This is a genomic window from Streptomyces sp. NPDC003011, from assembly GCF_053591515.1.
In genome coordinates, this window is the sequence record NZ_JBSFTY010000163.1 from 1 (window position 1) to 7,889 (window position 7,889).

Annotated in this window: 7 protein-coding genes and 1 pseudogene; 2 read left to right on the top strand and 6 right to left on the bottom strand. The window is 72.5% G+C overall.

Annotated features, from left to right (window positions below; translation table 11 throughout):
- Positions 1–111 precede the first annotated feature (111 nt).
- Complete coding sequence (locus tag ACWD0J_RS40665) at positions 112–774, bottom strand: DUF305 domain-containing protein (RefSeq protein WP_451500900.1); 663 nt, start codon at positions 772–774, stop codon at positions 112–114.
- A gap of 190 nt (positions 775–964) precedes the next feature.
- Here ACWD0J_RS40665 and ACWD0J_RS40670 point away from each other — a divergent pair, with 190 nt between their 5' ends.
- Positions 965–2,467 (top strand): LVIVD repeat-containing protein, encoded by a 1,503-nt coding sequence (locus ACWD0J_RS40670; protein ID WP_451500901.1) that lies wholly within the window; start codon positions 965–967, stop codon positions 2,465–2,467.
- On the opposite strand, the gene ACWD0J_RS40675 is transcribed toward ACWD0J_RS40670, so the two are convergent.
- The 5 genes from ACWD0J_RS40675 to ACWD0J_RS40695 form a co-directional block, all read right to left on the bottom strand.
- The gene (locus ACWD0J_RS40675) at positions 2,455–3,153 is read right to left on the bottom strand and encodes a TetR/AcrR family transcriptional regulator (protein WP_451500902.1); all 699 of its coding nucleotides are present in this window, start codon (positions 3,151–3,153) and stop codon (positions 2,455–2,457) included. The genes ACWD0J_RS40670 and ACWD0J_RS40675 overlap by 13 nt on opposite strands.
- Positions 3,154–3,388: 235 nt before the next feature.
- Complete coding sequence (locus tag ACWD0J_RS40680; protein ID WP_451500903.1) at positions 3,389–4,081, bottom strand: HAD family hydrolase; 693 nt, start codon at positions 4,079–4,081, stop codon at positions 3,389–3,391.
- A gap of 508 nt (positions 4,082–4,589) precedes the next feature.
- Positions 4,590–5,306, bottom strand: coding sequence for a phosphatase PAP2 family protein (locus ACWD0J_RS40685; RefSeq protein WP_451500904.1), 717 nt, complete (start codon positions 5,304–5,306; stop codon positions 4,590–4,592).
- A 414-nt stretch (positions 5,307–5,720) separates the two neighbouring features.
- Positions 5,721–6,653 (bottom strand): M56 family metallopeptidase, encoded by a 933-nt coding sequence (locus ACWD0J_RS40690; RefSeq protein WP_451500905.1) that lies wholly within the window; start codon positions 6,651–6,653, stop codon positions 5,721–5,723.
- Between the two features lie 116 nt (positions 6,654–6,769).
- The gene (locus ACWD0J_RS40695; RefSeq protein ID WP_451500906.1) at positions 6,770–7,309 is read right to left on the bottom strand and encodes a DUF5134 domain-containing protein; all 540 of its coding nucleotides are present in this window, start codon (positions 7,307–7,309) and stop codon (positions 6,770–6,772) included.
- A 159-nt stretch (positions 7,310–7,468) separates the two neighbouring features.
- On the opposite strand from ACWD0J_RS40695, the pseudogene ACWD0J_RS40700 reads away from it, so the two are divergent.
- Positions 7,469–7,795, top strand: a pseudogene (locus ACWD0J_RS40700) (FUSC family protein); the annotation flags it as partial.
- Positions 7,796–7,889 lie beyond the last annotated feature (94 nt).

The following is a 7,889-nucleotide window of genomic DNA, read 5'->3' on the forward strand; positions in this document are numbered from 1 at the left end:
CCTGCCGCAGACGGGGCACGTCGATGTTCCCGCTGTTCAGGGCGTCATACATGGCGCCGTGCCCGCGCCGGTGCTCAGCCACCAACGTCAGGTCAGCCACGGCGAGGCGGATCACCGCATGGACCGCATCCGCGTGATCTCGCTGGTCTGCTGGGCGATCACGTCGTCGGCCATCTCCTCGATCCGTACGTTGTTGCCCTGGGCCTTGACGTCCGTGGCCATCGTGACGGCGCCCTCGTGATGAGTGGTCATCAGGGTGAGGAAGAGCTGGTCGAAGGCCTTGCCCCGGGCCGCCCGCAACGTCTTCAGCTGCGCCTCGGTCGCCATGCCGGGCATCGCGGCGTGCTCGTGGCCGTCACCCTTCTCGTCCTCGCCGTGCTCCTTCAACCAGCCCCGCATGCTGCTGATCTCCGGACCCTGCGCGGCCGCGATGCGCTCGGCGAGCCCTTTCACCTTCGCCGACTCGGCCCGTTCCGGGGCCAGTCCGGTCATCTCCAGGGCCTGCGTGTGGTGCTCGATCATCATCCGGGCGTAGTCCACGTCCGCGGAATTGGGGGTGTCGTCGTCGACGCGCTGTGCTTCCGCGTCCTCGGCGGACAGGGTCCGGTTCGCCTCACCGGGCTCGCCGGGCACCAGCACCGAGGGGCCGGTCCCGTTGGCGGGCCTCGGTTCCGGCCCGGAGTCGCAGGCCGCGAGCCCGAGCGCGGTCAGCGCGGTCAGCGCGGTCAGCGCGGCCGTGGCGAGGGGTGCGCGCAACACGCGGCGGAAGGGCACGACGACCTCCTGTGGCAGGCGGGATGAGGGGCACCTCGTGAGTGCTGCCGACCGTCCTAGCACGCCCGCGTGCCTGGCTGATCGAAAACCTTCGTTACACATGTGTTGACCGCTATTGATATGTGCATGCTCACGACGATACTTCGGGGTGCGTGAACCGTTCCCACTGAACGGATCCAGGGAGGAAACAGTGATCCTGTTGAACGATCCCCGAACCCGGCACAGACGTCTGGGAGTCGCGGCGGCGGCCATCGGCCTGCTGGGCGCCCTCCTCACGGCGGCTCCGGCGGCCGCGACCCCCGACCCCGGGGACGCGCCGGCCGCGAGTGAGAAAGTGTCGAAGAGCACCCAGGACCAGATCCGGGCCGCTGTCGCGGAGGGCGGGATACCGGCCCCGGACGAGATCGTCCACTCCGCCAACATCGAGCACCTCGCCAACATCCCCAAGGACGTGCTGCCGGGCACCAATTCGGACCTCGCCTTCCAGGGCAGGTACGCCTACGCCGGCAACTACGACGGCTTCCGCGTCTTCGACATCAGCAACCCGAAGGCTCCCAAGACGGTCGCCCAGGTCCTGTGCCCCGGTTCGCAGAACGACATCTCCGTCTCCGGCGACCTGCTCTTCCTGTCCACCGACTCCTCGCGCAGCGACAGCAGTTGCAACAGCACCACGCAGCCCGCGACCGAGAAGTCGTCGTGGGAGGGCATGAAGGTCTTCGACATCAGCGACAAGGCGAACCCGAAGTACGTCGCCGCCGTCGAGACCGCCTGCGGCTCCCACACCCACACCCTGGTGCCCGAGCGCAAGAACGTCTACGTGTACGTCTCCTCGTACTCGCCGAGCGCCGCCTACCCCGACTGCCAACCGCCGCACGACGGCATCTCCGTCATCAAGGTGCCGCGCGGAGCCCCCGAGAAGGCGGCGGTCGTGGGCTTCCCGGTGCTCTTCCCCGGTGACGGCCCGGACGGCGGCGGCAACCCCGGCGGACCCGTCAACCCGGGCGTCACCAAGACCACCGGCTGCCACGACATCACCGTGCTGCCGTCGAAGGACCTCGCGGCGGGCGCCTGCATGGGCGACGGCATCCTGTTCTCCATCAAGGACCCCGAGCACCCGAAGGTCATCGACCGGGTGCAGGACAACGTGAACTTCGCGTTCTGGCACTCGGCGACCTTCAACCAGAAGGCGAACAAGGTCGTCTTCACCGACGAACTGGGCGGCGGCGGAGCGGCCACCTGCAACGCGGAGATCGGCCCGCACCGCGGCGCCGACGGCATCTACGACATCGCCGGCAAGGGCGACCGGCGCAAGCTCGTCTTCCGCAACTACTTCAAGATCGACCGCCACCAGGCGGACACCGAGGTCTGCGTGGCCCACAACGCCTCGCTGATCCCGGTCAAGGGCAAGGACCTCATGGTCCAGGCGTGGTACCAGGGCGGCGTCTCCGTCTGGGACTTCACGGACTCCGCGCACCCGGAGGAGATCGCCTACTTCGAGCGCGGCCCGCTGACCACCGACCGGGTCACGACGGCCGGCTCCTGGTCGGCGTACTACTACAACGGCTACATCTACTCGAACGACATCGCCAAGGGCTTCGACGTGCTGAAGCTCAACGACCCGCGCACCGACCCCGCCAAGCGGGTCCGGCTGGGCGAACTCAACGTGCAGACGCAGCCGGACTACTTCGACTGACCGTCCCGGCCGCGCTCCGGCGCGGCCCCGGTCGCGAAGAAGCGCGACAGGTCCCTGTCGTCCGTCTCACCCGTCCCGCCGGACGCCGTACCGTGATCCGGCGGGATCCCGAGTTCCCAGTCGAGCCGATAGCGCTTGAACAACTCGGCCCGCAGCACCGGTACCGGCATCGGCACGCCGGGGACCAGGGCCGCGAACACCGAGCCCATGAGCAGCGCCCGCAGCATGGGGTAGTCCGCGTCGACGTCCGCGGAGCCGTGCCGGGCGAGCGTCTCGCGCAGCAGCTGCGACAGGCGCTGCTGCTCCGGGCACTGCACGAAGCCCTCGGCCTCGAGGATCCCCGCCAGGTGCTGGCGCATCAGCACGGGCCGGTCCCGTGCCAGGCCGAGGATCGCGTCGATGGCCCGCGCCATCCGCTCCCGGCCGTCCTCGGCGCGCGGCTCGCGCTCCAGTGCCTCCTCCAGCGTGCGGTGCATCAGCCGGTGCACGGCGGACTGCACCAGTGTTCGCTTGCCGGGGAAGTAGTACGACACTAGGCCGCGCGCCGAGCCGGCCCGGTCCGCGATGTCGCCGAGCGTCGTCGCCTCGTACCCGTGCTCGCCGACCAGTTCCACCGCCGCCTGGAGGAGCCGCTCCCGGGAACGCCGCCGCAACTCTTCATTGACCGAGGCGCTGCGCGGGGACATGCTGTAACTCCTGCGTTGACTGGCTGCCAGCCAACTATACTCAGTACGTCCGGACCGGCCCTCGCGAAGGCCTGGTCGGGGCTGCCGTCCGCCTCGGGCGACGCGGGGGATCGTCCGAGGCGGACGAGCGATCTTCCACAGTTGGTCGCCTGGAGCTACTTTTCCTTCGGTGGGCGCGGTGGTTCTCCGCCGGTCTTCCGGTCGGCCGGATCCGCGCTCAGCCCGGCCGGCCCGGTCAGCTCACGAGGTCCAGCACCGGCCGCAGTCCGTCCGGTCGCCGCGTCACCGGCAGGTGGTCGACGAAGTGCACCCCGCACCCCAGAGCAGCCGCACCGCCGTCGGCGCGCCGGTCGTCGCCGACCATGAGGGTGTCCCGGGGGTCGGCGCCCAGCGCCGCGCAGGCGATCTCGAACAGACGCGCATCCGGCTTCTGGGTGCCGTGTTCGTACGACAGGACGTACGTGTCGATGTAGGCGTCGAGCCCGTGCTCGCGGAACACCGGCCGCAGATCCCAGCCGATGTTGCTGACCACACCCACACCGGTCCCGCGCTCGCGCAGTGCGCGCAGCACCTCCGCCGCGTCGGGGTACGGGGCCCAGGCGGCGGGCGTCATGTGCCGGTCGTACAGCGCGTCGTGCAGCGCGGGGTCGGGGAGCGGGACGCGGCGGGCGAGGCCGGTGTACGCGGCCCGGTGCAGCTCGGCGCTCTTGTCGCGGATCTCCCAGACGGAGGCGAGTTCGTCGGGGACCGGCAGGATGGCGGAGCTCCCGCCGGGCAGCGCGCCCACGCTCTCCAGCGCCTGTGCCGTCCGCAGCAACTCGGGCTCGGGGAGGGAGAGTCCGGCCTGCGCCAGCACGGCTCGCAGCCACGACTCGCCGGACTCGATGCGGAAGAGGGTCCCTGAGAAGTCGAACAACACGGCAGCCATGCGGTGATCCTACGAGGCCCCGTCCCACCCGACAGGAAGGGCGCTGCCGCAGAACACGCGGACGAAGTCCCCTCGCGCCCATGGACACTCCCGGCACCGCTCGCACCGCCGCAACGCCGGCTCCCGCGTGAAGCGGCCGGTGCGGCCGATGCCCGCCCGGTCCCCGGTCCGAGAGCGCGGGCGACGGCGCGCCACGCGCCACGCGCCGGGACCGGGGCGGGAGCCGGTGGACCACCCGGCGGCCGGAGACACGGTGGAATCCGCTCTCGCCCTCGCCGGTGCTCTCGCCCTCGCCGGTGGTCAGGACCGCACCGTCGTCCGCGTACGCCACGTGCTCGCTCCCGCGCGGCGCGAGTCACAGGAGGCCGTCCGGTGTGGCGGCGAAGGCGAACGGCTCCGTGATCACGCCGGGTCGCGCTCGGCCGGTCAGGCGGTGAGGCCGGTCAGGCGGTGAGGCCGGCGAGGGAGTGGACGGCGTGACCCCCGGCGTGCGCGGCGGCAGCCGGGTTCAGTTCGGGTGGTCCTCCGTACCCGCGGGCGCGAGCCGGGGAGTTCGCGGTCGCCACCGCAGCTGGGCCAGCACCGCCAGGGCCACCGTCAGGGCGCCCAGGAGCCAGCCGCCGATCACGTCCGTGGTCCAGTGGACGCCCAGCCACACCCGGGTCAGGCCGACGCCGACGACGGACACCGCCGCCACGGTCACGGCCGTGGCCCACAGGGCGCGTCCGGCGCCGTGGCGGCGCAGCAGCCACAGCAGGAGGCCGCACACGACCGTCGCGGTCATCGCGTGGCCCGACGGGAAGGCCGCGTAGTGGGCCGTGTCGACGGGGTCGGGCCAGACCGGGCGGGCCCGGCCGACCGCGGCCTTCAGGGACTGCTGCACCAGCGTGCCCAGCGCACAGGCGGCCGTCAGCCACCCGGCCGTCCACCAGTCCGCGCGCCGCCACACCAGCCACACCACGACGACCGCGCACAGGACGCGCATCGTCCACGGGTCCCAGACCCAGTCCGTCAGGATCCGGAAGGCCTGGGTGACGCCGCGTTCGTCCACCGCCCAGCGGTGGGTGGTGCGCGAGATGTCCCCGTCGAAGGCGATCAGGGGCGACCATCTCGCCGCGACCAGCACCAGGAGCAGGGTGGAGCACAACGCGAGGACGCCGGCGGCGCGGGCGGCGGTGCGGTGCGCCGACGGACGGGGCGGGGAGTCGACGGACGGGGTGTACATACCGCGATCCTCGCCGACCCGTGGGGCGTGAGGCCAATCCCGGGCGACAACGGGTCGACGTCGGGGTGACCTCGGGATGACACGGGGGTGTCCGGGGCGGCCCTGATCCGGCGCGGGCGTGCCGCCGGTCGAGGGCACGTCGGGCGTGACGGCGACGTGGAGTCGGCCGGGGGCACGGCGTGACGGCGACGTGGCGTCGTGCCCGAGGCGTCTTGGTGTGCCCCTGAGTGCCACGTGACCGGTGGCCGCAGTTCAGCTCCGCCGCGGTGGCCCCGACCCATCCCGCCGCCCTGTCGGACCGGTCTCGGTTGCCGGCGGGGAAATCCGTCCCGTCGGATCAGTCTCGGTCGCTGTCCGGGAGTTCCGTCCCGTCGGATCAGCCTCGGTCGCCGGCCGGGAGGTCCGCCCCGCCGGTCACCCCAGGGCCCGCAGTCCCGGTACGAACGCCACCAGTACCGGAACGACCGGCACCAGCGCGGCGGCTGCCGTGAGCCGCAGGCGGCGGGCCGCCGTGAACCGGTCCCGGGGGGCGAGCAACCGGTGCACCCGCTGCGGCAGATGGGCGTGCGGGGCCGCGCCGGGCCCGAACACGCCGCGGTCCTCGTTGAGTTCGACCAGGGCGAGCGCGGTGGTCAGCCGCCCGAAGCGGCGGGACGCCATGTCGTCGGCGGCGAGTTCGACCAGCCGGTGCATCTCGTCACGGAACGCGGCGAACACCGGCACCCGCGGAAACCCGCCGGCCAGCGCGGCCGAGCAGTGCAGCAGCCAGTCGTGCCGGGCCTGGGCGTGTCCCTCCTCGTGGGCGACGAGGGCGTCCAACTGGCGTCCCTTCAACCGGCGGAGCGCGGCCGTGGTGACGACGAGCCGGGGTGCCGTACCCGGCAGCCACCAGGCGTCGGGCCGCTCGCCCTCCAGCACCACGAGCCGGCTGCCCGGGTCCTCGCCGGGCAACAGCGGTGCCCGCACGAGGAGTTCGGCCCGGCGTTGCCGACGCCGGGCGCGCGTGCGGACGACCTCGCGCACCAGCATCGCCGCACTCCACACCCCGCCGCAGGCCAGCGCCACCGCGGTCGCCGCGGGCCACGGCCCGGTCGTACCGAGCGGGTAGGCCTCCACGACGGCGTGCGGGGCGGGCGCGAACACATGGCCGCGCACGGCCTGCCACGCCACCGCCGCACTGAGCGTCATCGACAGCGCGCAGCACAGCAGGACGGCCGCCACCACGCACTGCCACACCCACAGGGCGAGGACGGGTTCGTGGTCCGTCCAGTCGGTCCGGGCCAGCAGCCGGGGCGCGACGACGGCGGTCAGGGCGCCGAGCAGCAACAGTGCCGCGGGGAGCATCATGGGTGCAGCTTATGAGCGCGGCGCCGCTCACGGGTACGGACCGCGCGGCCGAAGTGACGCAGGCAACGGTGGCGTACGGCGTGCCGCGTCACCCGCGCCACGACGTTCGGGGGGCGTCACAGCGTCAGCAGCATCGCCACCATCGCGATCCCCATCGACAGCCGGCAGGCCCGCGCCAGCTCGGGCCGGTCCCCCCACGCGACGGCCTCGCCGCCGGCGCCGGCGGGCACCAGCCGCACGCCGGACAGCAGCACGTATCCCGCGAAGTAGAGCAGCAGCACCCCCGTCACCAGGGGATCGCCGGCTCCGCCGTGCCCGGTGTGCGGAGCGGGGGAGGCGGCCATGACCGCCGCCATGTAGACCATGGCCAGGGCCCCCACGAGGTGGTGCAGGTGATGGGTGCTCGCCCGCACCGCCCACAGGGCGTGCAGCGCCGCCCCGCCGAACACGACCGCGTAGGCGGGCCAGGCCCATGACGGCGGGGTGAAGGCCGCCGCCGGTACGGCCATCGCTGCCATGCCGAAACCCATCAGCGCCTCGCCGCCCGCGGCGCGGCGCTGTTCCTCGACCCCGCTGCGCATCCGCAGCAGGCAGTACGCTCCGGTCGCCGCGCACAGCACCACCAGCAGCCAGCCGGGAGAAACCGGTCCGTGCACGCCCCCACCTCCCCGCTCCACGGTCGGACGGTCGGTCAAGGGATGCCCCGGCCGTGCGGCGCGCAAGCGAGCGCAAGGGTGTACACGGGGTGCATCCGACGGAGCACGGCAGCTCAGAGGCTATCGTTTACAGATAAAACACCTGCTAAACTTGTCTCCATGAGCAGTGCCACCCCCACCTCCGCCACCCCGCGCGTCCGCCGCCTCCCGCTGGCGGGCGCGCTGCGCCTCGGCCGGCCCTCCGACATCTGGTTCAAGCCCGCCCTGAGCGTGGTCGTCGCGGTCGCCCCGGCCAACCTGACCCTGCTGGCACTGGGCCGGCTGGACCTGGCGATGTACACCATGGCCGGGTCCCTGTGCGCGCTGTACGCCCACAACCGCCCCTACGCCGCCCGGGCCCGCGCCCTGGCCTGGGTCGTCCTCGGCATGCTCGGCGGCCTCGCCGTCGCCCTGGTCACCGCCTCGCTCACCCGCGACGCCGTGGTGTAACCGTGGTCTTCCAGCAGGGTCAGCGTCGGGTCCAGGTCCGCAGCGGTGGGGAACTCCGAGCGGGAGAGCTTGACCATCAGGTCGCGCTTAC